The sequence below is a fragment of the Cellulomonas sp. genome (assembly GCF_015234515.1).
In the GTDB taxonomy this organism is placed as follows: Bacteria; Actinomycetota; Actinomycetes; order Actinomycetales; family Cellulomonadaceae; genus Cellulomonas.
Genome location: NZ_JADGMY010000008.1, coordinates 19,797 through 43,936 on the forward strand (window position 1 = coordinate 19,797; position 24,140 = coordinate 43,936).

Annotated in this window: 25 protein-coding genes; 6 read left to right on the forward strand and 19 right to left on the reverse strand. The window is 74.5% G+C overall.

The features are described from left to right. Nucleotides 1-4: 4 nt before the first annotated feature. Genes ccsB through IR158_RS02035 form a run of 6 tightly spaced genes read right to left on the reverse strand, consistent with a single transcriptional unit; the run spans nt 5 to nt 5,696 of the window. The gene (gene ccsB / locus IR158_RS02010) at nt 5-1,018 is read right to left on the reverse strand and encodes a c-type cytochrome biogenesis protein CcsB (protein WP_291808802.1); all 1,014 of its coding nucleotides are present in this window, start codon (nt 1,016-1,018) and stop codon (nt 5-7) included. Further along, complete coding sequence (locus IR158_RS02015; RefSeq protein WP_291808804.1) at nt 1,015-2,796, reverse strand: cytochrome c biogenesis protein ResB; 1,782 nt, start codon at nt 2,794-2,796, stop codon at nt 1,015-1,017. The genes ccsB and IR158_RS02015 overlap by 4 nt, the downstream gene beginning before the upstream one ends. After that, complete coding sequence (locus IR158_RS02020) at nt 2,793-3,767, reverse strand: cytochrome c biogenesis protein CcdA (RefSeq protein ID WP_291808808.1); 975 nt, start codon at nt 3,765-3,767, stop codon at nt 2,793-2,795. Before IR158_RS02020 ends, IR158_RS02015 begins: the two co-directional genes overlap by 4 nt. Next, complete coding sequence (locus IR158_RS02025) at nt 3,764-4,390, reverse strand: TlpA disulfide reductase family protein (protein ID WP_291808810.1); 627 nt, start codon at nt 4,388-4,390, stop codon at nt 3,764-3,766. Before IR158_RS02025 ends, IR158_RS02020 begins: the two co-directional genes overlap by 4 nt. Before the next feature lies 1 nt (nt 4,391). Further along, entirely contained in the window at nt 4,392-5,048 is a 657-nt protein-coding gene (locus IR158_RS02030; RefSeq protein ID WP_291808813.1) for a histidine phosphatase family protein, read from the reverse strand. 45 nt (nt 5,049-5,093) lie between these two features. After that, nucleotides 5,094-5,696, reverse strand: a complete 603-nt coding sequence (locus tag IR158_RS02035; protein ID WP_291808815.1) for a MarR family transcriptional regulator — start codon at nt 5,694-5,696, stop codon at nt 5,094-5,096. A 108-nt stretch (nt 5,697-5,804) separates the two neighbouring features. Here IR158_RS02035 and IR158_RS02040 point away from each other — a divergent pair, with 108 nt between their 5' ends. Then, nucleotides 5,805-6,350 carry a YceI family protein gene (locus IR158_RS02040; RefSeq protein WP_291808816.1) on the forward strand — a complete coding sequence of 182 codons (546 nt, stop codon included), beginning with the start codon at nt 5,805-5,807 and terminating at the stop codon, nt 6,348-6,350. Nucleotides 6,351-6,476: 126 nt separating this feature from the next. Here the strand turns inward: IR158_RS02040 and IR158_RS02045 are convergent, their stop codons facing one another. Then, nucleotides 6,477-7,175 carry a redox-sensing transcriptional repressor Rex gene (locus IR158_RS02045; protein ID WP_291808818.1) on the reverse strand — a complete coding sequence of 233 codons (699 nt, stop codon included), beginning with the start codon at nt 7,173-7,175 and terminating at the stop codon, nt 6,477-6,479. A 54-nt stretch (nt 7,176-7,229) separates the two neighbouring features. Beyond that, nucleotides 7,230-7,508, reverse strand: coding sequence for a glutaredoxin family protein (locus tag IR158_RS02050; protein WP_291808820.1), 279 nt, complete (start codon nt 7,506-7,508; stop codon nt 7,230-7,232). An 81-nt stretch (nt 7,509-7,589) separates the two neighbouring features. Between IR158_RS02050 and IR158_RS02055 the strand changes: the two genes are divergently transcribed. Both IR158_RS02055 and IR158_RS02060 read left to right on the forward strand, forming a co-directional pair. Beyond that, a complete protein-coding gene (locus IR158_RS02055) occupies nt 7,590-8,456 on the forward strand; it encodes an HAD-IB family hydrolase (protein WP_291808822.1) in 867 nt (288 codons plus the stop codon). Next, nucleotides 8,453-8,995, forward strand: a complete 543-nt coding sequence (locus IR158_RS02060; protein WP_291808824.1) for a GNAT family N-acetyltransferase — start codon at nt 8,453-8,455, stop codon at nt 8,993-8,995. The genes IR158_RS02055 and IR158_RS02060 overlap by 4 nt, the downstream gene beginning before the upstream one ends. A 22-nt stretch (nt 8,996-9,017) precedes the next feature. Here IR158_RS02060 and IR158_RS02065 read toward each other — a convergent pair whose 3' ends face one another. The 4 genes from IR158_RS02065 to IR158_RS02080 all read right to left on the reverse strand — a co-directional run bounded on the left by IR158_RS02065 (nt 9,018) and on the right by IR158_RS02080 (nt 12,316). Continuing rightward, a complete protein-coding gene (locus tag IR158_RS02065; protein ID WP_291808828.1) occupies nt 9,018-10,337 on the reverse strand; it encodes a glycoside hydrolase family 27 protein in 1,320 nt (439 codons plus the stop codon). A 116-nt stretch (nt 10,338-10,453) separates the two neighbouring features. Then, the gene (locus IR158_RS02070; RefSeq protein WP_003792170.1) at nt 10,454-10,552 is read right to left on the reverse strand and encodes an AURKAIP1/COX24 domain-containing protein; all 99 of its coding nucleotides are present in this window, start codon (nt 10,550-10,552) and stop codon (nt 10,454-10,456) included. A gap of 185 nt (nt 10,553-10,737) precedes the next feature. Continuing rightward, nucleotides 10,738-10,974 carry a helix-turn-helix domain-containing protein gene (locus tag IR158_RS02075; RefSeq protein WP_291808831.1) on the reverse strand — a complete coding sequence of 79 codons (237 nt, stop codon included), beginning with the start codon at nt 10,972-10,974 and terminating at the stop codon, nt 10,738-10,740. Nucleotides 10,975-11,095: 121 nt separating this feature from the next. Then, nucleotides 11,096-12,316 (reverse strand): acetoin utilization protein AcuC, encoded by a 1,221-nt coding sequence (locus IR158_RS02080; protein ID WP_291808834.1) that lies wholly within the window; start codon nt 12,314-12,316, stop codon nt 11,096-11,098. Between the two features lie 158 nt (nt 12,317-12,474). Here IR158_RS02080 and IR158_RS02085 point away from each other — a divergent pair, with 158 nt between their 5' ends. The 3 genes from IR158_RS02085 (at nt 12,475) to IR158_RS02095 (ending at nt 15,723) form a co-directional block, all read left to right on the forward strand. Continuing rightward, nucleotides 12,475-13,848: a potassium transporter TrkG gene (locus IR158_RS02085; protein ID WP_291808837.1), complete on the forward strand. Its 1,374-nt coding sequence runs from the start codon at nt 12,475-12,477 to the stop codon at nt 13,846-13,848. A gap of 88 nt (nt 13,849-13,936) precedes the next feature. After that, on the forward strand, nt 13,937-14,569 hold the full coding sequence (locus IR158_RS02090; protein ID WP_291808857.1) for a TrkA family potassium uptake protein: 633 nt from the start codon (nt 13,937-13,939) through the stop codon (nt 14,567-14,569). Nucleotides 14,570-14,661: 92 nt separating this feature from the next. After that, nucleotides 14,662-15,723, forward strand: a complete 1,062-nt coding sequence (locus tag IR158_RS02095; RefSeq protein ID WP_291808840.1) for a PPK2 family polyphosphate kinase — start codon at nt 14,662-14,664, stop codon at nt 15,721-15,723. Between the two features lie 40 nt (nt 15,724-15,763). On the opposite strand, the gene IR158_RS02100 is transcribed toward IR158_RS02095, so the two are convergent. The 7 genes from IR158_RS02100 to proC form a co-directional block, all read right to left on the reverse strand. Then, nucleotides 15,764-16,195, reverse strand: coding sequence for a hypothetical protein (locus IR158_RS02100; RefSeq protein ID WP_291808843.1), 432 nt, complete (start codon nt 16,193-16,195; stop codon nt 15,764-15,766). A 76-nt stretch (nt 16,196-16,271) separates the two neighbouring features. Then, on the reverse strand, nt 16,272-17,453 hold the full coding sequence (locus tag IR158_RS02105) for a hypothetical protein (RefSeq protein WP_291808845.1): 1,182 nt from the start codon (nt 17,451-17,453) through the stop codon (nt 16,272-16,274). 502 nt (nt 17,454-17,955) lie between these two features. Further along, nucleotides 17,956-19,464 (reverse strand): L-arabinose isomerase, encoded by a 1,509-nt coding sequence (araA, locus tag IR158_RS02110; RefSeq protein ID WP_291808848.1) that lies wholly within the window; start codon nt 19,462-19,464, stop codon nt 17,956-17,958. A gap of 25 nt (nt 19,465-19,489) precedes the next feature. Further along, nucleotides 19,490-20,206, reverse strand: a complete 717-nt coding sequence (locus IR158_RS02115; protein WP_291808851.1) for an L-ribulose-5-phosphate 4-epimerase — start codon at nt 20,204-20,206, stop codon at nt 19,490-19,492. A 97-nt stretch (nt 20,207-20,303) separates the two neighbouring features. Beyond that, nucleotides 20,304-21,923 (reverse strand): FGGY-family carbohydrate kinase, encoded by a 1,620-nt coding sequence (locus tag IR158_RS02120; RefSeq protein WP_291808854.1) that lies wholly within the window; start codon nt 21,921-21,923, stop codon nt 20,304-20,306. Between the two features lie 112 nt (nt 21,924-22,035). After that, a complete protein-coding gene (locus IR158_RS02125) occupies nt 22,036-23,109 on the reverse strand; it encodes a LacI family DNA-binding transcriptional regulator (RefSeq protein WP_366928397.1) in 1,074 nt (357 codons plus the stop codon). Nucleotides 23,110-23,113: 4 nt separating this feature from the next. Continuing rightward, nucleotides 23,114-23,938, reverse strand: coding sequence for a pyrroline-5-carboxylate reductase (gene proC / locus IR158_RS02130; RefSeq protein WP_291808856.1), 825 nt, complete (start codon nt 23,936-23,938; stop codon nt 23,114-23,116). Between the last annotated feature and the right edge of the window lie 202 nt (nt 23,939-24,140).

The window sequence follows — 24,140 nt, forward strand, 5'->3', positions numbered from 1 at the left end:
CGGCTCAGAGCCCGGAGTACGAGTGGTTGCCGGGCAGGAGCAGGTTGACGACCGTGAAGTTCGCGATCACGACGCCGTAGGCGACGAACACGAGGTACGCGGCGCGGCGCCCGGCCCAGCCGCGGGTGGTGCGCGCGTGCAGGTAGGCCGCGTACACGACCCACGTGACGAACGTGCCGACCTCCTTGGGGTCCCAGCCCCAGTACCGGCCCCACGCCTCCTCGGCCCAGATCGACCCGCCGATGAGGGTCAGCGTCCACAGGACGAACGCGACCGCGTGCTGGCGGAACGCCGAGGCCTCGAGGCGGCGCGCGTCGGGCACCTGCTCGAGCCAGGCGAACGCGGGCCCGGTGACGCGGGCACCGTGGAACGCCTGACGCAGGCCGTCGAGCCGCTCCCACGGCCGTTCGAGCCGGGACCGGCCCTGGTCGCGCGCGTCGCGCAGCACCTGCAGGACGGTCGTGGCGAACGCCACGGTGGAGATGCCCGTCGCGATGATCGCGACGCCGACGTGGATGACGAGCCAGTACCGCTGCAGCGCGGGCTGCACCGCGTCCGCCTGCACGTGCAGGACGTTGAGCGCGAGGACGAGCCCCAGCACGGCGATGCCGGACACGACGACCCCGACGAACGCGATGGGGCGGCGACGCTGCTGGACGACGAGCGCGACGAGCGCGCAGAACATCCCGACGATCGTGAACTCGTACATGTTGGCGGTCGGCGAGCGTCCGGCCGCGACCCCTCGCAGCACGATGCCGACCAGCAGCAGGAGGGTGCCGAGCACGAGGGTGGAGCGTGCGATGCCCGGGGCCCGGCCGCGCGAGGCCGTCTCCTCCACCTGCGTCGTCGCGGCCGTCCCCGACGCGCCGCCGCCGACGGCGACGAGCTCGCGTGCCGTGCGCGCGGCCTGGGCCGCCTCGGTGGTGCGGGCCAGCTCGACCGAGTACGCGATCAGCGTGATGGTCAGGGCGGTGGCCGCCGACCAGACGAACAGGTCGCTCAGCTCGGCGACGTTCATGTCCTGTCCTCCTGCGGGGTGCCGGGCCCGGTCGTGCCGGCACCGGTCGTGTCGTGGACGGTCGTGTCGTGCGCGGTCGTGCCGCCCGACAGGACCGGTGATGCCCCGAGCACCTCCGCGAGGACGTGATCGAGCTCGGGCTGCAGGCCGACGTCGTCCCCCCGGGCGAGACCGGCAGCCGAGACCACTGTAGTCGCGCCCTCGGGACCTTCGTCCGTGGCACCGCCCGGCGTCGCACGCACCCACAGGCGCCGCCGCGGGGCGAACAGCGAGGCCATGAGCCCGCCCACCGCGAGCAGGGCGAACGTCAGCACCCAGCCGAGGGACGGGTCGTGCCGCAGGTCGAGCGCGACGAAGCGGGGCAGCGAGTCGAACGTCAGGGTGCCCAGCCCGTCGGGCAGCTCGACCGTCTCCCCGGGGCGCACGTACAGCGTCACCGCGTCGCCGGACGCGTCGACGGCCTGCTCCATGCGCGACTCGTCGAGCCGGAACACGTTCTGCGGCACGCCCGTGTCGAGCCCGAGGTTGCCCGACCACACGGACAGCACGAGCAGCGGGTCGCCGGGCTGCGGGTCGATCGAGCGCCACAGCCCCTCGGCAGGCTCGACGGCCGTGGGCAGCAGGAACCCGACGAGCCCGATCTGCGGCTGGTCGCCCGACACGTCGGGCACCTTGACGACGCCACGCGACGTGTACACGTCGTCCTGCGGCAGGAAGGGCACGGCGCCGGAGAACGCGACCTCACCGGCTGCGTCGCGCACCGTGAGCTCGGGCGCGTACCCGTTGCCCTGCAGGTACACCTTGGCGTCGCCGGCGACCGTCGGGTGGTTCACCTTGACCGTGCGCTGCTCGGGCTCGCCCCCGGGCTCGGTGACGGTGACGTACGCGGTGAAGTCGCGCGACTGCAGGGTCTGCGGGTCGAACCGGGCCTCGAAGTCGTCGAGGCGCATCGTGAACGGCACGAGGTCGGCGGGGTCGAACGCGGCCCCCCGCTCGAACGTGTCGTACGACGCCTGCACGTTGGCGAAGCCGGTCCCCTGCACGACGATGGCCTGGCCGCGGTAGTGCAGCATCTGACCGGTCGCCATGGCGACGAGCAGGCCCAGCAGGGCGAGGTGGAACAGCAGGTTGCCGGTCTCCCGCAGGTAGCCACGCTCGGCGGACACCGACCACGTCCCCGCACCCTCGTCGTGGACGTCGACGCGGAACGCCGGGACGCCGAGCCGGCGGCGGCGCAGGACCGCGGCGGCGCGCTCCGCGACGGCCTGCGGCGCGTCCGCTGACGTCCCCGCGCCCTGGGCGGGGAACCGGCCCAACCGGCGGGGCGTCCGCGGCGGACGGCCCCGCAGCGCCGTGGCGTGCACCCGCGCCCGCGGCACGATGCAGCCGACGAGGGACACGAACAGCAGCAGGTAGACGGCCGAGAACCAGACCGAGGCGTAGACGTCGAAGAACCCGAGGCGGTCGAGCCACGGACCCGTCGACGCGTGCTCCGTGAGGTACGCGGCGACGGCCGCGGGGTCCTGGGGACGCTGCGGGAACATCGTGCCCGGCACGGCCGCGACGGCCAGGAGCACGAGCAGCAGGAGCGCGACCCGCATGCTCGTGAGCTGGCGCCACGCCCAGCGCAGCCAGCCGACCAGGCCGAGGGCGGGCAGCTGCGCGTCGGAGCCGCGCTCGCCGGTGGGCGGCTGCTCGCCGCCGTCCGTGAAGGCGTCGTCGAGGCCGTCGGGGCGGTAGCCCGTCCCGACGGTGCCCGGGGTCGTGTCGCCGCTCACAGCGCGGGCACGAACGGGTCGCCACCGGTCAGGACACCCTGCAGCCACGCGGCCCACGTGCCCCACGCGCCGGTCAGCAGCGCCAGGCCGAGCACGACGAGCACGCCGCCGCCGACCCGCTGCACGGCGAGCCGGTGCCGCCGCAGCCACCGCAGCGCGTGCCGCGACCGCTGCAGGCCGAGGCCCACGAGCACGAAGGGCAGTCCCAGACCGACGCAGAACGCGGCCGCGAGCAGCGCACCGCGGCCCGCGGACCCGCCGGTGAGGGACAGCGTGAGGATCGCCGCGAGCGTCGGGCCGATGCACGGGGTCCAGCCCAGGCCGAACGCGACCCCCAGCAGGGGCGCGCCCCACACCCCGGCGCGCGGGGCGAGCCGCAGGCGGCGCTCCCCCGCGAGGAACGGGACGGCCCCGAGGAACGCCAGCCCGAGCACCACGGTCAGCGCACCGAGCACGCGGCTCACGGGGTCCTGCCACTGCCAGAGCGCGGCACCGAGGGAGCCCGCGAGCGCCCCGAAGGCCACGAACACCGCGGAGAACCCGAGGACGAAGAGCGAGACGCCGAGCACGAGCGTGCGACGGGCGGCGGGCACCGGCAGCGGCACGGCGTCGCCGGCCCCCAGAAGCGGCACGGCGATGGGCGCGTCCGCGAGCGGGTGGCTCGCGGCAGGAGCCTCCAGCGCAGCATCCCCTGCGGGCCCCGCGACGGCGCCGCGTCCGCGCGTCCGGGCACGCCCGGGCCGCGCCCCGATGCGGGTGACGTCCGTGGCGTCCACGACGCCGAGCAGCGCAGCGGGCGTGCGGCGTTCCCCGCCGACGAGCCCTCCGAGCAGCCCGACGTAGCCGGGGACGAGCGGCAGGACGCACGGCGAGGCGAACGACACGAGGCCGGCGAGCAGCGCGACGGGCACCGCGAGCAGCAGCGAGCCCTCGACGACGGTCGAGCCGACCCCGAGCACGGCCGCGCTCACGCGGTGTCCTCGGCCAGGAGCTCCTCGACGAGCGCACGCAGCGTCGAGGGCCGGACGAGGCCGAGCACACGCGCGGCGACCCTGCCCTCACGGTCGAGCAGGATGGTCGTGGGCACGGCGTTGACCGGCACGACGCCCTGCAGCGCGGCGATCGCCTCGCCGCCGGTGTCGTCGAGCGACGGGTACGGCACCTCGAGCTGGCGCTGGAACGCCTGGGCCGTCCCGGCCGCGTCACGGCTGTTGATGCCCAGCACGTGCAGCCCCTGGTCGGCGTACTCGGTCGCGACCGCCGCGAGGTCGGGGGCCTCCGCCCGGCACGGCGGGCACGCGGCGTACCAGGTGTTGAGCAGCACGACGTCGCCGCGCCACCGCGTCAGGTCGTGCGCCGTGCCCTCGTAGTCGGTGCCCGTGATCTCGAGCGGCCCCACGCGGTCGCCGCGCGCCCACGTCGTCGTCGTCCCGTCCCCCGACTGGTAGCCCTGGTCGACGACGTCCTGCGCGGCGCCGTCCCGCGCGGCGCCGTCACCCGAGCCGTCGGCACAGCCAGTGAGCGCGAGCAGGACCGCGGTCCCCGCCGTCACGAGGGCGACCGCGGTCCGGTTCCGGGCGGGACGTCGTCGCACGTCAGGCTCCGGCGACGGGCGACGCACCGGGCAGCAGCGCGGCGGCGGGCTCGCCGTAGCCCACACCGACGAGCGTGTCGTCCTCGAACCGCAGGGACGTGAGCGAGGCGAGCGAGCACTGGCGGCGTCGGGGGTCGTGCCACAGCCGGCGGTTCTCGAGCGCGAGTCGCGTCACCCAGATCGGCAGCTGGTGGCTCACCAGGACGGCCTCGTGGCCGCGCGCGGCCACGCGGGCCGCGTCGACCGCGGCGAGCATGCGGTCGACCTGCTCGGCGTAGGGCTCGCCCCACGAGGGGCGGAACGGGTTGCGCAGGTGCGGCCAGTGCTCGGGGTGGCGCAGCGACCCGTCGCCGACTCCGAACCTCTTGCCCTGGAAGTGGTTGTCGGCCTCGATCAGCCGGTCGTCGGTCCCGACGGGCAGCCCGAACGCCGCGGCGATCGGTCCGGCGGTCTCCTGCGCGCGCTGGAGCGGGGACGCGGTGACGACGACGACGTCGCGAGCCGGTGCGCCCTCCTCGCCCGCGAGCGTGCGCGCGACGAGCTCGGCCATCTGCTGCCCGCGCTCGGAGAGCCGGTAGCCGGGCAGCCTGCCGTACAGCAGGCCTTCGGGGTTGTGGACCTCACCGTGCCGCAGCAGGTGGACCGTCGTGGCGACCATGTGCACAGTCTCGCAAAGTCTGGCGGATGCCCGGTGCGCCCGACCTCAGCCGGCCGGCGCCGTGCCGTCGCCGTCGGCCGGTGCCGTGCCGTCGCCGCCCGCCGGCGCGCGCAGGTGCTCGATCACGACCTGCATGGCGGTCCCGAGCGCCGCGAGCTGGTCGTCGTCGAGCACGTCGACCAGGTGTGCACGGACGGACTCCACGTGCCCGGGAGCGGCCGCCACGAGGACGCGCCAGCCGCGCTCGGTGAGCACGCAGTTCACGCCGCGGGCGTCGTCGCGCGCGGGCTCCCGGCGCACGATCCCGTCCCGCTCCATGCGTGCCACGGTGTGGGTGAGCCGGCTGCGGGAGTGCGCGAGGTCGTCGGCCAGCTCGGACATGCGCAGGGCGTGCCCGGGAGCCTCGGACAGCCGGACGAGCACCTCGTACTCGCCCAGCGACAGGCCGCTCCCGTCGTCGAGCTCACGGGCCAGGACGTCGAAGAGCAGTGCGGTGCCGTCGCGGAAGGCCCGCCACTGACGCTGCTGGGGCTCGGTGAGCCAACGCACGCCCTCCTGGTCGGCCTGCGGGACCGCCGGGGCGGCTCCACGCTGGGACGCAGCGGCGTCGTCGGCCCATCGATCGGCGGTCGTGCTGCGGGTCGGCACGTCGTCCTCCTCGGTGGGGTTGCGGCAGACACCCCACTGTAGTAGAAATATCAATCACACATACTTGTCGAATCAACGATTCGTCCGGCCCTGACCACGGAGGACCTCATGACCGCGCTGCCCACCGGCCTGACCACCGGCACCTGGAACATCGACCCCTCGCACACGGAGGCGTCCTTCACGGTCCGCCACGCGGGCATCTCCAAGGTCCGCGGCACCGTCGCGGTGACCTCCGGCGCCCTCACCGTCGGCGAGGACCTCGAGTCGTCGTCCGTCACCGTCACGCTCGACCCGGCGACCGTCAACACGGGCGACGCCAACCGCGACGGGCACCTCAAGAGCAACGACTTCTTCGAGGTCGAGTCGCATGGCGAGTGGACGTTCACGTCGACCGCGGTCCGCACGGCCGGCTCGGCCCACGTCATCGTCGGGGACCTGACGCTCCACGGCGTGACCCGCGAGGTGGAGCTCGAGACCGAGTTCAACGGCACCGCCGTCGACCCCTTCGGCAACACCCGCGCGGGCTTCGAGGCCACCGTCACCATCTCGCGCAAGGACTTCGGCCTGACGTGGAACGCCGCCCTGCAGGCCGGCGGCGTGCTGGTCGCCGACAAGGTCCGCATCGACCTGGACGTCTCCGCCATCAAGGCCTGACCCGCCCCGCCGGCGGCCGCCGGCACGCACGTCCCCGCGAGGGCGCGACCGCACCGGTCGCGCCCTCGCGGCGCGCCCACCACCTCGCCGACCTCCGCACCCCTGCCCCGCAGCACGGCACGGCCCTCACGAGGCCCCGCCGGCGACGCTGCGCGCACGGTCGTGGAACGCCAGGATCTGCAGCTCGGACGCGACGTCGACGGTGCGCACGTCCACGTGCGCAGGCACGCGCAGCGCCCCGGGCGCGAACGTCAGGATCCCCACCACGCCGGCCGCGACCAGCTCGTCGCACACGCTCTGGGCGACCGCCGAGGGCGTCGTCAGCACGCCGATGGTCGCACCGGTGCGCCGCACCACCGCTCGCAGCTCGTCGACGTGCTCGACCTCGAGGCCCGCCACCGTCGTGCCGACCACCGCCGGGTCCGCATCGAGCAGGCCCACCAGGACGAACCCGCGCTCGGCGATGCCCGCGTAGTTCGCGAGCGCGTGCCCCAGGTTGCCCACCCCGACCAGGAGCACCCGCCGCACGTCCGCGAGGCCCAGGACCACGGTGATCTGCTCACGCAGGTGCCCCACGTCGTACCCGACGCCGCGCCGGCCGTACGACCCGAGGAACGACAGGTCCTTGCGCAGCTGCGCCGGCGTCACCCCCGCGCGGGCCGCGAGCTCGTCGGACGACGTCAGGACGGCACCCTCCGACGCCGTCACCTCGAGCGCACGCAGGTAGCCGGGCAGTCGGCCGACCGTCGCGGGCGGCACCGGCTGGCCCTCGCGACCGGCACGCCGCTCGCCGTCCCGTCGCCCAGCGGTGCGTCGATCGTCCACCCGAGCCTCCGAACCCACTGCGCCGGGCACGGCCCCGGCGCCAGATGTCACACGCTAGGGCCTGCCGCCGCCCGTCGCGAGAGCCCGCCTCAGTCGCGCCTCGTCGATCCGCCAGTAGCCGCGGCGCACGCCGTCCACGTCGACGACCGGCACCATCTCCCCCAGCTCGTCCGCGAGGACCGTCCCGTCGGGCCCCGGCAGGTCCACGTCGACCTCCGCCCACGTCGCGCCGACGTCCGCGCACACGCGCTCCACGAGCGCCCGCGCGTCGTCGCACAGGTGGCAGCCGGTGCGCCCGTAGAGGACGACCCGGGCCGTCGTCGCATCGCTCATGGACGACCACGCTAGACCGCCACGCGCCCGCAGGTGCCGCCGGTCCGCGACGTGTGGCGCCCCTCTCGTTAGAGTGGCCGGATGCACGCGGGCGACGGTACTGACGAGCGCACCGTGGTCGCCGCAACGGTCGAGACCCCGCGGGCCGCGCTGGTCCCGGAGAACACGACCGTCGCCGCGTTCTTCGACGTCGACAACACGATCATCCGGGGCGCCTCCTCGTTCCACCTCGCCGTCGGCCTGTACGGGCGCGGGTTCTTCCGCAAGCGGGACCTCGTCCGGTTCGCGGTGCAGCAGGCGCGCTACCTCGTGTTCGGTGAGAACCGCCACCAGATCGACGAGCTGCGCAGCCGTGCGCTCGAGATCATGCGGGGGCACTCGGTCGCCGAGGTGACGGCGATCGCCGAGGACGTCTACGACGAGGTCCTCAGCCTGCGCATCTACCCCGGCACGCGCGCGCTGCTGGACGCGCACCTGGCCGAGGGCCACGCCGTGTGGCTCGTCACCGCGACCCCCGTGGAGATCGGTGAGCTCATCGCGCGCCGCCTCGGGACGTCGGGCGCGGTGGGGACGGTCGCAGAGCACGAGAACGGCTTCTACACCGGCCGGCTGGTCGGCGACCTGCTGCACGGCGAGGCCAAGGCGAGCGCCGTCCGCGCGCTCGCCGAGCGCGAGGGGTACGACCTGAGCGCCTGTCACGCGTACGGCGACTCGACCAACGACGTGCCGATCCTCTCGGCCGTCGGCCACCCGTGCGCCATCAACCCGGACCGGCGGCTGCGCCGGCACGCCGCCGAGGTCGGCTGGCCCGTGCGCGAGTTCCGGTCCCGTCGCCGCCAGGCGCGTCGCGGTGTCAACGCCGCGAGCCTCGCCGGGGTCGCCTGGGCCGTGGCCGTCGTCGTGCGCGCCGTCAGCCGCTCGGTCCGACGACGCATGGGAGCAGGATGAGGACGAGCAGCTGGGCCGTGCGCACCGCCCGCCCGCACGACGCGACGTCGCTCGCGTCCCTCGCCGCCGTGACGTTCCCCCTCGCGTGCCCGCCCGGCTCGACCGCGGACGACCAGCGCGCGTTCGTCGACGAGCACCTGAGCGCCGAGCGGTTCACGCAGCACACGTCCGACGCCGGACGTGCGGTCCTCGTCGCGGCGACCCCCGACGACGAACTCCTGGGCTACACCATGCTCGTCGCGGGCGAGCCCACCGACGACGACGCCCGGGCGGCCGTGCACATCCGCCCGGCGATCGAGCTCTCGAAGTGCTACGTCCACCCCGACCACCACGGCACCGGCGTGGCGTCCACGCTGCTGCGCACGTCGTTCGACCACGCCCGGGCCCTGGGCGGCGCGGGCATCTGGCTGGGCGTCAACCAGCACAACGCCCGCGCCCAGTCGTTCTACGCACGCGAGGGGTTCGCCGTCGTCGGGGTCAAGCGCTTCCAGGTCGGGACCCGCCTCGAGGACGACTACGTGCTGGAGCGCCCGCTCTGAGCCGAGGTGTGCCGCCGCCGGGTCAGACGGGGTCGAGCGCGACCCACCGCACGCCGTGCGACGGCACGTCGAACGTGAGCTGCGCGTCGAGCCGCCCCGGATCGGGTGCCGGGTCCGGCAGCGGGGCACCCGTCCACAGGTCCCGGACGATCCACCGGCGGGCGGCCGCGGCGTCACCCACGAGCGCGGACAGCGCGAGGGGCTGGGTCCGGGTCCCCGTGCCCGTCCAGAAGACCGCGACGTAGCGCGTCGGCTCCGCCGCGGACCGCGCCGACCACACGACGACGTCGCCGTCGCCTGCCGGCTCGCGCAGCAGCTCGCGACCGTCGGTGGACGTCCGCAGGACGTGCCCCACGGCGGGCGTCGTGAGCAGCGCGATCGTGGCGGCGTCCGACGTCGGCAGGTCACCGCCCATCATGAGCGGCGAGCGCGCCATGACCCAGAGGGTCAGGAGCGTGCGCTGCTCGTCGGGCGTGAGGCGCGACGCCCGGTCCTCACCGCGCTCGGCGCGGATCCCGATGCGGCCCAGCGGCAGCATGTCGGCGTCCGCCCAGCCACCGGGCTGCTGGAACGGCGCCCAGCGCGCCAAACGCGCGAAGTTCGCGTGGACGTCCTCCCACCGGTCCCACAGGTCGTCGCACACGCGCCACATCTGCGCGTGCGTGCGCAGCACCGGCAGGTGCGCCGTCGACAGCGCCGTGCCGGGTGACAGCGACAGCACGATGTCGCGCCCCGACCGCTCGATCGCGCGCGACCACGCCGCGACCGCGTCGGCGTGGAACGGCGCCAGCATGTCGTCGACCTTGACGAGGTCCACGCCCCACGACGCGAGCTGCGCCACGAGGCCGTCGAGCCACACCTGCGCCGCGGGGTGGGCGTGGTCGAGCCCGTACATGTGACCGTTCCACGGGCAGGTGGAGGCCGTGTCGGCGATGTCGGCCGCGGTCGCGCCGTCGGACGCGCCCGCGACGGGCAGCCGAGCCGCGACGGCGCGACGCGGGATGCCGCGCAGCGCGTGCACGCCGAAGCGCAGGCCGAGAGCGTGCACCTGCGCGGCGAGGTCGGTGAACCCGCGACCGCCGGCGGCCGACGGGAACCGTCCCGGTGCGGGCTGCGGGTAGCCGTGGGCGTCGAGCACGAGCTCGGCGTCCTCGGTGTAGCCGTGCGGCCGCGCCGCCGGGTCGGACCAGTCGATGTCGACGACGACGGTGTCCCACCCGTGCGGCAGGAGGTGCTCGGCCATGAACCGCGCGTTGGCCAGCACCTCCGCCTCGGTGACGGTGGTCCCGTAGCAGTCCCAGCTGTTCCACCCCATGGGCGGTGTCAGTGCCGCCGTCGCCATGGCGGACCTCCCTCTCGACGTCGTCGTCGTGCAGGCCGCAACGTCAGCGGACACACGTCGGGCCCGGTCGACGACCGGGCCCGCGGTGCACTGCGCGCCGACGAACGGCGCTCAGCTCACTTCTTGTTACGACGCTGGTGGCGCGTCTTGCGCAGCAGCTTGCGGTGCTTCTTCTTCGCCATGCGCTTGCGACGCTTCTTGATGACGGAGCCCATAGCGGTCCTCACTCGTGTCCGGTCGCGACCCGACATGGCCGCGAGTTGGTGGTCGATCGACGCGCGGTGCGCATCGGGCCCACCCGAATCACCCACGCACGCAGAAGTCCGATCACCCACCTTACGCGATCACGCGCCGCGACCGCGAACCGCGCCCGCCACCGCGCACCGCGCGACGGGTGCGCTCAGGAGGTGCGGCGCCCTTCGCCGAAGCTCTCCGGCTCGACGGTCGCCGACGAACGCAGGTAGGCGTCGAGCGCGTCCTGCGGCACGCGGAACGACCGCCCGACGCGGACCGCCGGCAGCTCACCCGCGTGCACCAGCCGGTACACGGTCATCCGCGAGACCCGCATGAGGTCCGCGACCTCGACGACCGTGAGGAACCGCACGCGGCCCTGCGGCACGCCCTGCTCCTCGTCCATGCTCCGGCCCTCCCGATGGCCGGGGCGCGCCGGCGTCGCGCACCCGACGTACCGGGTGCTGACCTCACAGTAGTGGCGGCTGTGACGGGTGGGAAAGAGGAGACACCCGCCCGGCGCACGGTCAGTCGAGTTCGGGGTCCAGACCCAGCGACGGGAACACCGCCCCGCGGGTGGCGCGGACGGCGCGGTCGACGTCGTCGCCGGGGTCGTAGCCGCCCGACCACGGCTTGAACGTCGCCGGGGCGCCGTCCGTCATCACCGGCACGGCCTCGCGGCCGTACCGCTGCCGCACGACGTCCAGCCACACCTGCGGGACCCGTGTCACCGGGTCCACGGGGCGGTGCGCCGCCACACCCAGCAGGTGCGTCCACGTGCGCGGCACGACGTCGAGGATCGCGTACCCGCCGCCGCCCAGCGCGACCCACCGCCCGTCGCACACCTCGTGGGCGAGATCGTGCAGCAGCGTCGAGACGACCCGCTGCGCGTCGACGGACACCCGCAGCGTCGCGAGCGGGTCCATGAGGTGCGTGTCGCAACCGTGCTGCGTCACGAGCACGTCCGGCGCGAACTCGCGCACCACCGCCGGCACGACCGCGTCGATCGCCCGCAGCCAGCCCGCGTCGCCGGTCCGCGACGGCAGCGCGACGTTGACCGCCGTCCCGTCGGCGCGCGGCCCGCCGGTCTCCGTGGGGTACCCCGTCCCGGGGAAGAGCGCGTGCCCGGTCTCGTGCACCGACACGGTGAGCACGCGGGGGTCGTCCCAGAAGACGGTCTGCACGCCGTCGCCGTGGTGGGCGTCCACGTCGACGTACGCGACACGCTCGGCACCTGCGTCGAGCAGCTCGCGGATCGCCACCGCGGCGTCGTTGTAGACGCAGAAGCCCGAGGCCGCGCCCGGCCGGGCGTGGTGCATGCCACCGCCGATGTTCACGGCGTGCTCCGCGCGCGCCTCCCACACGGCCAGGGCCGCGTCGACGGTCCCCGCCACGACGCGGGCCGCGGCCTCGTGCATCTGCGGGAACAGCGGGTCGTCGCGCGTGCCGAGGCCGCGGACCAGGTCCGGCACGCCGCGCTCGGCCGCCGCGTGGACCGCGGCGACGTACTCGGGGTCGTGCACGGTCACCAGCAACGCGTCCGACGCCGGCTCGGCGCCCACCACCTCGACGCCGGGCCCGTCGAGGACACCGAGCTGCGCGGCGAGCGCGATCGTCAGGTCGATCCGGTCCGACGTCATCGGGTGACCGAACCCGAAGTCGTACGCGAGCAGCTCGGTGGACCACACCGCGCGCAGCGTCACCGGCCCGCCGCCCGACGCGGCGGGGGTCGCGTCGGTGGCGGTCATGGGGCCCACGCTCCCACCGCCGCGGCGCGCGTGTCGACCCGACGGGCCGCCGCAGCCGGCAGGACACCTGGCCGGCGGGGCCCCGCCGGGGGCGTGCGCGCAGGCCGCTCGTGCCAGAGTGTGGCCTGTCGGCACACTGGTGAGCAGGGGGAGGTCGGATGGCGGCGGGGCCCGGCCTGCTGTGGCGCGTGCGCGAGTACGTCGACCGTTCGGCCCGGCAGTCACCCGCCCGGCTCGCCCTGGGCGTGTTCGCGCTCGTCATCGCGGGCATCACCGTGCTGCTGTCCGCTCCCTGGGCGACGGCGAGCGGCCGGCGTGCACCCCTCATCGACGCGCTCTTCACGGCGACCTCCGCGACGACCGTCACCGGTCTGGTCGTCGTGCCGACCGGCGAGTACTGGTCGGGCTGGGGGCTCGCCGTGATCCTCGTGGCGATCAAGATCGGTGGCCTGGGGGTCATGACCCTGGCGTCGCTCCTCGGCATGGCCGTGTCGCGGCGCATCGGCCTGACGCAGCGCCTGCTCGTCTCGTCCGAGACGAAGGTGACCCGCCTCGGCGAGGTCGGCTCCCTGGTCCGCACGGTCATCATCACCTCGACGGTGCTCGAGGTGGCCATCGCGATCGTGCTCTTCCCGCGGCTCCTGGTGCACGGCGAACCGGTCTGGACCGCGGCGTGGCACGCGCTGTTCTACGCGGTCTCGGCGTTCAACAGCGCAGGGTTCGTGCCGACCCCGGAGGGCCTGGCCCCGTTCGTCTCCGACTGGTGGATGCTCCTGCCGATCATCATCGGCGTGTTCATCGGCTCGCTCGGCTTCCCGGTGATCCTCAACGTCGCGAACCACCTGCGCGAGCCGCGCCGCTGGAGCCTGCACTCGAAGCTGACCATCACCACGAGCCTGGGCCTGGTCGTGTTCGGGTCCGTGGTCGTCGCGGCGTTCGAGTGGACCAACCCTGGCACGTTCCGCCCGCTGGACGCCGGCGGGACCGCGCTCGCGTCCCTGTTCGCCGGCGTCATGCCACGGTCCGGCGGGTTCTCGACCGTCGACGTCGGGCAGATGCACGAGGGGACCTGGCTGGTGCTCGACGCCCTGATGTTCGTGGGCGGCGGCTCGGCCTCGACCGCCGGAGGCATCAAGGTCACGACGCTCGCCGTCATGCTCCTCGCGATCGTGGCCGAGGGCCGCGGCGACCGCGACGTCGAGGCGTTCGGCCGCCGCATCTCGCGCGAGACGCTGCAGGTCGCGATCGCCGTCAGCTTCGTCTCCGCGACCATCGTGCTCGTCGCGTCGCTGCTCATGCTGGCCATGACGGGGCTCACGCTCGACCGCATCCTGTTCGAGGTCATCTCGGCGTTCGCGACCGCCGGGCTGTCGACCGGCATCACCGCGACCCTGCCGACACCGGCGAAGTACGTGCTCGTCGTGCTCATGTTCATCGGGCGGACCGGCACGATGACGCTTGCGGCGGCGCTCGCGCTGCGCAACCGTCGTCGCGTCATCCGCTACCCGGAGGAGAGGCCCATCATTGGCTGACAGCAAGCGCGCGGACGGCCGCGAGGCCCGTTCCGCTGGCGCCGACCCACGCACGGCGCCGCGCACCCCCAAGAAGGACTCGGGCGTCCTGGTCATCGGCCTGGGGCGTTTCGGGTCCGCCATCGCGGCGACGCTCGACCGCCTGGGCCAGGACGTGCTCGCCGTCGAGCGGAACCCCGAGCTCGTCGCGCAGTGGGCCGGGCGCATCCCCCTCGTCGAGGCGGACGCCGTCAACCCCGACGCGCTCGAGCAGCTCGGCGCGCGCGACTTCCCCGTCGCGGTCGTCGGCGTCGGCTCCTACCTGGAGGCCTCGGTGCTCATCACGGGCAACCTGGTCGACATCGGCGTGCCGCAGATCTGGGCCAAGGCCATCAGCTCCGAGCACGCGCGCATCCTGCAGCGCATCGGCGCGCACCACGTGGTGCTGCCCGAGGCCGACGCCGGCTCCCGGGTCGCCCACCTGGTCAGCGGCAAGATGCTCGACTACATCGAGGTCGAGGACGGGTTCACGGTCGTCAAGATGCGCCCGCCCAAGGAGACGCAGGGCTTCACGCTCGCGCAGTCCAAGGTGCACGAGCGCTACGGAGTGACGGTCATCGGCGTGAAGTCGCCGGGCATCGACTTCCAGTACGCGACGGACGAGACCCGCATCTCGGCCAACGACCTCATCATCGTCGGCGGGCACGCCGACCTGCTCGAGCGCTTCGCGGCACGCCCCTGAGCGCACCCGACCGGCTGCACGCCGCAGCTCCGCACGCCGCAGTTCCGCACGCCGCAGCTCCCACACCCCACGTGGCAACGAGGAGGACCGCAATGGCGAAGGGCTCGAAGAAGAAGAAGGCCGAGAAGGCGACGGCGAAGAGCGAGGCGAAGGCAGGGAAGAAGGCGGCCGCGAAGGCCGCTGAGACCGACCGCAAGGCCGCCAAGGCCGAGCGGAAGGCGGCGAAGAAGGCCGAGCGGAAGGCCGCCAAGGCCGAACGGAAGGCGGCGAAGAAGGCCGCCGCGGCGCACGCCGCCGCCGACGGCCTCCTCGCACGGCGGGACGCCGTCGTGGACCTGCTCCGCGTCGGTCCCGGCTTCCGGATCGCGGACCTCGACCCCGCCGCGACCCCGGGGTTCGACGGCTCGCGGGCCGACGGTGAGCGGGCCCTCGCCGGCGTCGCCGCGGAGCTCTCCGACCTGCAGGAGCGGCTCTTCGCCCACGGCCGCACCGGCGGTGGCAGATCCGTCCTGCTCGTCCTGCAGGGCCTCGACACGGCAGGCAAGGGCGGGATCGTGCGCCACGTGCTGGGACTGGTCGACCCGCAGGGGGTCGCACTGCGCTCGTTCGGCGTCCCGACGCCCGAGGAGCGTCGCCACCACTACCTGTGGCGCGTCCGTCGGGCGCTGCCCCCCGCCGGCAGCATCGGCGTCTTCGACCGGTCGCACTACGAGGACGTCCTGGTGGTCCGCGTGGACGGGACGGTCGCACCCGAGGTGTGGCAGAAGCGGTACGACGAGATCAACCGGTTCGAGGCGCAGGTGGCCGCCTCGGGGACGACGATCGTCAAGGTCGCCCTGTGGGTCTCGCCCGAGGAGCAGTACGAGCGCCTGAGCGAGCGGCTCGAGCGCCCCGACAAGCACTGGAAGTACAACCCGTCGGACGTGGACGTGCGCAGCAGACGCCCTGCGTACGAGGCCGCCTACCAGGAGGTCCTCGACCGCACGAGCACCGACGTGGCGCCGTGGCACGTCGTGCCCGCCGACAGCAAGTGGTACGCGCGGCTGGCCGTGAGCGCGCTGCTCCACCGTGCGCTGGCCGACCTGCGGCTCGACTGGCCCGTCGCCGACTACGACGTGGCGGCAGAGCGGCTCCGGCTCGACGCGACCCGCTGAGGGTCCGGCGGGCGGGGCACCGCTGCCCCGCCCGTCGCCGTCAGGACCCGTCGGACGCGCGCCGCTGGTGCGGCACCGCGCCCCGGGGCAGCACGCAGTGGCGCACCCCGTAGCGCGTGCCGGACGTGCGCGCCGGACGCCACGGCGCGGCCGGGGCCCCCGTCGTGCCACCGGCAGGGACGTCCACCTCTGGAGCCGCCCGGGGAGCGGGGAGCGCGCAGTGCGGGGCCGCGCGCAGCGTGACCGCCGACGGCGGCGCCCACGCGCCCGGACGGACGGCAGGCCTCACGGGCGCCGCGGGCAGCGGACGGCTGCGGTGCCGGATCAGGAGCACCGCCACGCCCGTCAGGACGAGCATGAGTGCACCGGGCATCGTGTAGTCGTCGGCGCCCAGAAGGGCACCGGTGGAGGCGAGCGCAAGGCCGCCGGCGACGAGAAGTGTCGCCACCGCTCGGCGAAGGAACGTGAACATCATCGAACTCCTTGCCTGTGGACCGGAGCGCCCCGGAGGGCGAGGGACGACGCAGCACGTGCGCGCGTCCGTCCGGTCAGGCAGGGTTCCGAAGGGTGTCGCGCGCGGGCACGTCCGGGCCGGCGTCGGGTGAGGCGGCGGTGGTCGCGGCGTGCGCGAGACCGACCGGCCGACCGGGCGCCGGACCGTCGTCCGGCCCCGCGCGTGGCGTGACCGATCCCGTGCCGGGGGCTCCGTGGCCGGGGAGCGCCGCGACGAGGTGCGGCGTGGCAGAGCAGTGCGACGTCGTCGTCGTCGCCACGGTCGCGCTGGCGACGGCGACCTGGCCGCCGACGACGAACGAGGTGGCCGTGACCACGGCCGGAGCCTCGGGCTTCGGGCCCGCGGGACCCTGCGTGGGCGCCCACGGGGTCTGCTGGGCCGAGCGCGCGGCATCCGGCGGGTCGATGTCGGAAGGGACGGCCGGCAGCGCGACGTCGCCGGGTGGTGCGACGGGATCAGCTGCCGCGCGCGGCGTGCTGGTCCGCGGGGCAGGGCCGAACTGGCGCAGGCTGTCATGACGCTCGCGCAGGACCTCAGGGGCCCTGACGGCGGAGGGCGACGTGCTCGGGACCGTGGCCGGGAGCACGGTGGCGGCGGTGTCGCCCGACCGCGTGGTGGCGCGCGTCGTGGCGCTGGTCGTCGTGGACGCCCCGCCGTCCGTCGGCTCCGTGTCGTCCGTCTCCACCTGGACGGGCTCGGGGACGGGCTCGACGGGCGCCGGCGGGGGGTCGACCGGCACGATCACCGGCTCGACGGGCTCCACCGGGTCCACCGGCTCGACCGGCTCGACCGGGTCCACCGGCTCGACGGGGTCCACCGGGTCCACCGGGTCCACCGGCTCGACCGGGTCCACCGGCTCGACCGGGTCGACCGGCTCGACCGGGTCGACCGGCTCGACCGGGCCGGCAGGGTCGCTCACATCCACCGTCTCGTCGACGACGCTGGTCACCGCGTCATGGTCGGCGGGAGCGCCGGGTGCCGCCGGGACGTCCTGCGGTCGGCCACGACCGGAACCGTCCGCGGCCTCGCCGAACGGACCGGAGCGGTCCGCGGCGACCGCGTCCGCTCCGTCGCCGTCCACCGCGGTCGAGGTGGCCTGCGCCGAGGCGGAGCCGCCCAGGGCGACCTGGAGGAGCACGAGGACGAGCCCGCCCAGGGCGGCGAAGAGCGCGCGCAGGACCCAGGTCCCCGCGCGTCCCCACCGGTGCGCGTGCATCCCGGCTCCTCCCCCGGCGCGTGTCGCCCTCGAACGCGCGTGAGCCAAGTATGCGGCCTGAATCACCCAAAAGCCCATCTTTCGGCCGCCGGGGTGACGAAGGGCCGTCCGGGCGCCCGGGTGCGCACGTCGGCCCAGGTCACCGGGCTCGCCCGGTGCTCCGACCTGACGCGACGTCCCGTGACGCGTTCCCCGTCAGGGGCTGCTCAGCACCGCGTCGACGACGACGATCAGCACGGCGACCGTCGAGACCAGCAGGGCCCGCACCGCCCAGACCAGCGTCCGTGAGTGTGCTCGCACGACGACGCTCCCTTCCGCGCGTCACCGTTGACGCACTCTCCCGACGCTACGTCGACGCAGACCCGCCCGCATCACCGCGCGGGGTGAAGTCGCACGTCAGGGGCGTTTCGCCGGTTCTCGCCGGCCCCTGCGCCGACCCTCACCCACGAGGGCGGGCACCCGGCCACGGCCGGGCACCCGCCCTCGTCATCACCTCAGGGCGTCAGAAGCCCTGCGCGACCCGGTAGTACACCTGGTTCCACCGCACCTGGTCGGCGAACCCGCGGCGGGTGGTCGACTCGTCGATGACCAGCAGCTCGGTGCGGGCCAGCTCGGCGAAGATCTCCCACGCCTCGATGCCCACGGCCGTCGTCAGCACCGTGTGGTGCGCTCCCCCGGCGGTGAGCCAGCACTCGGACGACGTCGTGAAGTCCGGGCGGGGCTCCCACACGGCGCGGGCGACCGGGAGGTTCGGCAGCTCGGCCGTCGGCGGGACCACGTCGACGACGTTGGCGGTGAGCCGGAACCGCTCGCGCATGTCGGCGAGCGACACCACGACGGCGGGACCTGCGTCGGTGTCGAACACCATGCGGACCGGGTCCTCCTTGCCGCCGATGCCCAGCGGGTGGATCTCCACGCGCGGCTTCGACGTCGTGAGGGTCGGGCAGATCTCGAGCATGTGCGCGCCGAGGATCTTCTCCGCACCGGGGGTGAGGTCGTAGGTGTAGTCCTCCATGAGCGAGGCGCCGCCGGGCAGCCCGGCACCCATCACCTTGGCGACGCGCACCAGCACGGCCGTCTTCCAGTCGCCCTCGGCACCGAACCCGTAGCCCTTGGCCATGAGCCGCTGCACGGCCAGGCCGGGCAGCTGCCGCAGCTCGCCGAGGTCCTCGAAGTTCGTCGTGAAGGCCATGGCGCCACGCTCCGTGAGGAAGCCCTCGATCGCGATCTCCTGCCGGGCCGCGTACCGCAGCGACTCGTGCCGGTCGCCACCGCGGCGCAGCTCGGGGACCACGTCGTACAGGTCCTCGTACTGCGCGACGAGTGCGTCGACGCTCGCGTCGTCCACGGCCGCCACCGCGGCGACCAGGTCGTTCACGGCCCACGTGTTGACCGACACGCCCAGGCGGATCTCGGCCTCGGTCTTGTCGCCCTCGGTGACGGCGACGTTGCGCATGTTGTCGCCGAACCGCACCAGGCTCAGGTCCTGCGCGGCCTGCCAGCCGGCGGCGGCGCGCACCCACGTGCCGATGCGCGCGGTGACGGCCGGGTTCGACACGTGACCGGACACCGTGGTGCGGGCCAGGCCCAGGCGCGTCGCGATGTACGCGTACTCGCGGTCGCCGTGCGCGGCCTGGTTGAGGTTCATGAAGTCCATGTCGATGCTGTCCCACGGCAGCTCGACGTTCGCCTGCGTGTGCAGGTGCAGCAGCGGCTTGCGCAGCAGGTCCAGGCCCGTGATCCACATCTTCGCCGGGCTGAACGTGTGCATCCACGTGATGACACCCAGCACGCGGTCGTCGCCGTTGGCGTCGAGCATCGCGCGGCGGATCGCGTCGGAGTCCTTCAGGACGGGCTTCCAGACGACCTTCGCAGGGACGTCGCCCGACGCGTCGAGCGCCGCGGCGACCTCCTGCGACTGCGCGGCGACCTGCTGCAGCGTCTCCTCGCCGTACAGGTCCTGCGAGCCGGTGAGGAACCAGATCTCCTGGTCGGGGTAGGCCTTGCTCATCGTCGTTCTCCCTCGTGGCTCAGCATCAGTGCTGGCCGTAGACGTTCTGGTAGCGGGCGTACAGCGAGTCGACGTCGCTCTGCGCGATGGGCAGCGGCTCGCCGAGCTGCCGGCTGATGTGGACGGTCCGCGCGACCTCCTCGACCATGACCGCGGCCTTCACGGCGGCCTTGGCGTCCGTGCCGATCGTGAACGGGCCGTGGTTGCGCATGAGGACCGCCGGGCTGCGCGAGTCGCGCAGCGTCTCGACGATCCCCCGGCCGATCGAGTCGTCCCCGATGAGCGCGAACGGCCCTACGGGGATGTCCCCGCCGAACTCGTCGGCCATCATCGTCAGCACGCACGGCACCGGCTCGGCGCGGGCGGCCCAGGCCGTCGCGTACGTGGAGTGCGTGTGCACGACGCCGCCGACGTGCGGCAGGTGCGTGTAGACGTACGCGTGCGCCGCGGTGTCCGACGACGGTGCGCGCGTGCCCTCGACGAGGTTCGCCTGCAGGTCGCAGACGACCATCGACTCGGGCGTCAGCTCGTCGTACGTCACGCCCGACGGCTTGATGACGAGCAGGTCGCGCTCGCTCGGACCGGCGGGGTCGACGACGACACGCTGCGAGACGTTGCCCGCCGTCCACACGACCAGGCCCCAGCGGGGCAGCTCGGCGTGCAGCGCGCTGACCTTCTCGCGGGCGCGCGCCACCTCCTCACGGACGGCGGGCGCGTAGGCGTCCAGTGCTGTGGCGGTCATCCGGCCTCCTGCATCGGTGCCCGCGGTGGCGGGCGGGGTGGTCCGGCGCACGGGCGCCGGTGCGCGGTCGTACCGCGCGTGGTCCGGGGGAAGGCGCTCAGAGCACCTCGGTCGCGGTGCGCTCGACGGCCAGACCGGCCTCGTAGCGCTCGAGCCAGGCGGCGTAGCCGGCGACGTCGGCAGGGTCCGGCGCGACGACCTCGATCTCGGCGTCCGCGAAGACCTGCGTCGTCAGGTAGGTGCCCAGGTCCTGCGACGCGCCGCTCGCGAGGTAGCCCGCGAGCACCGCGATGCCCCACGCGCCGCCCTCGCCGGCGGTGCGGCCCACCGCGACGGGCGTGTCCACGGCCGCCGCGAGCAGCCGCTGGGCGACACCCGCCGTGCGGAACAGGCCGCCGTGCGCGTACATCGCGTCGACCTCGACGCCCTCGCCCGCGAGGATCCGCATGCCCAGGCTCAGGGTGCCGAACGCGCCGTACACCTGCGTGCGCACGAAGTTGGCCAGGGTCAGCCGGCTGTCCGCGGTCCGCACGATCAGCGGGCGCCCCTCCTCCAGCCCGGTGACCGGCTCGCCGGCCAGGTAGTTGTACGCCAGCAGCCCGCCGCCGTCGGCCTCGCCCTCGAGCGCCTCGCGCAGCAGGACGCCGAACACCTCGTCCGGCCCGGCCTGCGACCCGAGCGCGGTGGCGAACCGGCCGAACACGCCGGCCCACTCCCCCAGCTCGCTCGCGCCGTTGTTGCAGTGGACCATCGCGACCAGGTCGCCCGCGGGCGTCGTCACGAGGTCGATCTCGTGGTGCACGGCCGCGAGCGGCTTCTCGAGCACGACCATCGCGAAGATGCTGGTGCCGACGCTGATGTTGGCGGTCCGGGGGGCCACCGACGCCGTGGCGACCATGCCGGTGCCGGCGTCGCCCTCGGGCGGGCACAGCGGAGTCCCGGCGCGCAGCGTGCCCGTCGGGTCGAGCAGCGCCGCGCCCTCGTCGGTCAGCACGCCGGCCTGCTGGCCCGCGACGAGCACCTGCGGCAGCAGGTCGCGCAGGTGGTCGACGGGCAGCCGGTCGGCCGCGAGCGCGTCGTAGCGTGCGAGCAGGTCGGCGTCGTAGTCGTGCGTCGCCGGGTCGACCGGGAACATGCCCGAGGCGTCACCGACGCCCAGGACCTTGCGGCCCGTCAGGCGCCAGTGCACGTAGCCGGCGAGCGTCGTGACGAACCGGACGTCCGGCACGTGCGGCTCGGCGTCGAGGACGGCCTGGTGCAGGTGGGCCACGGACCAGCGCAGCGGGATGTTGTAGCCGAACAGCTCGGTGAGCTCGGCGGCGGCCGGTCCGGTGGACGTGTTGCGCCACGTGCGGAACGGCACGAGCAGGTCGTCGTCCCCGTCGAAGGCGAGGTAGCCGTGCATCATCGCCGAGACGCCGATGGCGGCCAGCGACGTCGGGCGCACGCCGTACCGCTGCTCGGTGTCGCCGACCAGGTCGGCGACGGCCGCGCGCAGCCCCTCCCACACGGCGTCGAGCGAGTACGTCCAGGTCCGCCCGTCGAGCTGGTTCTCCCACGCGTGGCCGCCGCTCGCCAGCACGGCGTGGTCGTCACCGACCAGCACCGCCTTGATGCGGGTGGACCCCAGCTCGATGCCGAGGGTCGCCCGTCCCTGCGTGACGGCCTCGCGTGCGGCGTCCCGGCGGGTGTCCGCGTCGTCGTGGTGGTGCGCCATCGCGTGCTGCTCCCTCTCCGGGCGTCGTCGCCCGGCGTCGTGCTCACGGCCACCGGGTCCAGTCGACCCGGTGCCCCGATGTTAACGATCACATGACGGAGAAGCCAGCCGCTCAGGCGCCGTCGGCGGCCTCCCGCGACGCCGACGACCGCCGGACGACCAGCTCCGGTGCGATCGACTGCTGGGTCGGCTGCCCGCCGGTCAGCGCGTCCGCGACGGCCTGCACCGCACGACGCCCCAGCTCGTCGAAGCCCTGCCGCACCGTCGTGAGCGGCGGGGAGTAGAACGCGGTGCCGGGCTCGTCGTCGAACCCCACCACGGCGACGTCCTGCGGGACGCGGACACCGGCCTGCCCGAATGCCGCGAGCAGACCGAGCGCCAGCTGGTCGTTCGCGGCGAACACGGCCTCCGGCAGCCCCGCGCGCAGCAGCTCGAGACCCACGGCGTGCCCGTCGGCCGCCGACCACCCGCTCGCGGGGTGCGCGCGGACCGGCGCCCCGGCCGCCTCGAGCGCGTCCTGCCACCCGCGCCACCGGTCCCGGGCGTCGTACCAGTCCTGCGGGCCCGCGACGTGCAGGACGGACCGGCGACCCGACGCCAGGAGGTGCTCGGTCGCCAGCCTGCCGCCGGCCACCTGGTCCACGGACACCGTCGGCAGCTCGACCCCCTCCCGGCCCGACGACACGAGCACGACGGGCACGGGCAGGTGCACGCCGCTCACGGCGTCGACCGTCCCGCTGCGCGGCGCGACCACGACCACCCCGTCGACGCCCTGCGCCAGGAAGTGCTCGACGGCAGCGACCACCTCGTCCCCGCTGAAGGCGCGCAGCGTCGCGACCGACACGTAGAAGCCCGCGTCGCGGGCCGCCTGCTCGAACGCCACGAGCGTGCTGGTCGGCCCGAACAGCGCGGTCGCCGGCGTGATGACGCCGAGGGTCCCGGTGCGCCGGGTCACCAGGGCGCGCGCGGCGAGGTTCGGCCGGTAGCCGAGCGTCGCGATCGCCTCGAGCACGCGCTCCCGCGTGGCCGGACGCACGCTCGGGTGCTCGTTGAGCACGCGGGAGACGGTCTGGTGGCTGACGCCCGCGAGCGCGGCCACGTCGTTCATCGCCGGAGGGCGACCGTCGCGCGAGCGGTGCGCCGCGGCCGGTCGTGCGGCACCCGCCGTGCGAGGGTCGACCGTCATCGGGTCAGCCGGCGCCCAGCTCGCGCGAGCGCTCCGCGGCGGCACGCACACCCGCCACCAGGCCCGCGCGGACCGCGTGCGCGTCGAGGGCGGCGACGCCCGCGACCGTCGTGCCCCCGGGCGACGAGACCCGCTCGCGCAGCACCGCCGGGTGCTCGCCCGTCTGCGCGACCATCGCGGCCGCGCCCTCGACGGTGGCGACCGCGAGCCGGGAGGCGAGGTCCCGGGGCAGGCCCAGCAGGACGCCCGCCTCGGCCAGCGCGTCGATCACGTAGAACGCGTACGCGGGGCCGGACCCGGACAGGGCCGTCACGGCGTCGAGGTGCTTCTCGGCGACCCGCTCCACGAGCCCCGTCGCCGCGAGCACGCGCTCGACCAGCGCCAGGTGCTCCTCGCGCGCCGCGGCACCCGGCGCGATCGCGCTCGCCCCCTTGCCGATCAGCGCCGGCGTGTTCGGCATGACCCGCACCACGGGCGTGCCCGCGGGCAGCGCGTCCTCGTAGACCCGCAGCGGGACGCCCGCCGCGACGCTCACGACCAGCGCACCGTCGCGCAGCACGGGCGCGAGGTCCGCCAGCGCCGCGGGCACCACGTCCGGCTTGACCGCGAGCAGGACGACGTCCGCCTCGGCGACGGCGTCGCGGTTGCCGGCGGCGCGCACGCCGTGCTCCCGCGCGAGCGCGTCCGCCTTGGCGGCGTCCTGGTCCGCGACGGTCACGCGGTCCCCGGGCCAGCCGCCCGTCCGCAGGGCCGCCACGAGCGTGCCGCCCATGACCCCACCGCCGAGCACCGCGACAGCCGGCGCCACCCCCGTGTCCTGCGTGGTCATCGAGCCTCCGTCGCTGCGCACCCGGCCGCGGGCGCGACCGGGACGAGCCTACTGGCGCACGCCGACGCCAAGCCGTCACCCACCCCCACCCTCCCCCGTGAGAGTGCAATCCAGTCACCCCCACCCCGCGAGAGTGCAATCCAGTCACCCCCACCCCGCGAGAGAGCAATCCAGCCACCCCCACCCCGCGAGAGAGCAATCC

Excerpts from the sequence above, each read along its gene's own strand:
- ccsB (WP_291808802.1), bottom strand. The coding sequence starts at position 1,018 with ATGAACGTCGCCGAGCTGAGCGACCTGTTCGTCTGGTCGGCGGCCACC.
- IR158_RS02030 (WP_291808813.1), bottom strand. The coding sequence starts at position 5,048 with ATGGTCGCCACGACGGTCCACCTGCTGCGGCACGGTGAGGTCCACAAC.
- IR158_RS02040 (WP_291808816.1), top strand. The coding sequence starts at position 5,805 with ATGACCGCGCTGCCCACCGGCCTGACCACCGGCACCTGGAACATCGAC.
- IR158_RS02050 (WP_291808820.1), bottom strand. The coding sequence starts at position 7,508 with ATGAGCGATGCGACGACGGCCCGGGTCGTCCTCTACGGGCGCACCGGC.
- IR158_RS02055 (WP_291808822.1), top strand. The coding sequence starts at position 7,590 with ATGCACGCGGGCGACGGTACTGACGAGCGCACCGTGGTCGCCGCAACG.
- IR158_RS02060 (WP_291808824.1), top strand. The coding sequence starts at position 8,453 with ATGAGGACGAGCAGCTGGGCCGTGCGCACCGCCCGCCCGCACGACGCG.
- IR158_RS02065 (WP_291808828.1), bottom strand. The coding sequence starts at position 10,337 with ATGGCGACGGCGGCACTGACACCGCCCATGGGGTGGAACAGCTGGGAC.
- IR158_RS02070 (WP_003792170.1), bottom strand. The coding sequence starts at position 10,552 with ATGGGCTCCGTCATCAAGAAGCGTCGCAAGCGCATGGCGAAGAAGAAG.
- IR158_RS02075 (WP_291808831.1), bottom strand. The coding sequence starts at position 10,974 with ATGGACGAGGAGCAGGGCGTGCCGCAGGGCCGCGTGCGGTTCCTCACG.
- IR158_RS02080 (WP_291808834.1), bottom strand. The coding sequence starts at position 12,316 with ATGACCGCCACCGACGCGACCCCCGCCGCGTCGGGCGGCGGGCCGGTG.
- IR158_RS02085 (WP_291808837.1), top strand. The coding sequence starts at position 12,475 with ATGGCGGCGGGGCCCGGCCTGCTGTGGCGCGTGCGCGAGTACGTCGAC.
- IR158_RS02095 (WP_291808840.1), top strand. The coding sequence starts at position 14,662 with ATGGCGAAGGGCTCGAAGAAGAAGAAGGCCGAGAAGGCGACGGCGAAG.
- IR158_RS02100 (WP_291808843.1), bottom strand. The coding sequence starts at position 16,195 with ATGTTCACGTTCCTTCGCCGAGCGGTGGCGACACTTCTCGTCGCCGGC.
- IR158_RS02105 (WP_291808845.1), bottom strand. The coding sequence starts at position 17,453 with ATGCACGCGCACCGGTGGGGACGCGCGGGGACCTGGGTCCTGCGCGCG.
- araA (WP_291808848.1), bottom strand. The coding sequence starts at position 19,464 with ATGAGCAAGGCCTACCCCGACCAGGAGATCTGGTTCCTCACCGGCTCG.
- IR158_RS02115 (WP_291808851.1), bottom strand. The coding sequence starts at position 20,206 with ATGACCGCCACAGCACTGGACGCCTACGCGCCCGCCGTCCGTGAGGAG.
- IR158_RS02120 (WP_291808854.1), bottom strand. The coding sequence starts at position 21,923 with ATGGCGCACCACCACGACGACGCGGACACCCGCCGGGACGCCGCACGC.
- IR158_RS02125 (WP_366928397.1), bottom strand. The coding sequence starts at position 23,109 with ATGACGGTCGACCCTCGCACGGCGGGTGCCGCACGACCGGCCGCGGCG.
- proC (WP_291808856.1), bottom strand. The coding sequence starts at position 23,938 with ATGACCACGCAGGACACGGGGGTGGCGCCGGCTGTCGCGGTGCTCGGC.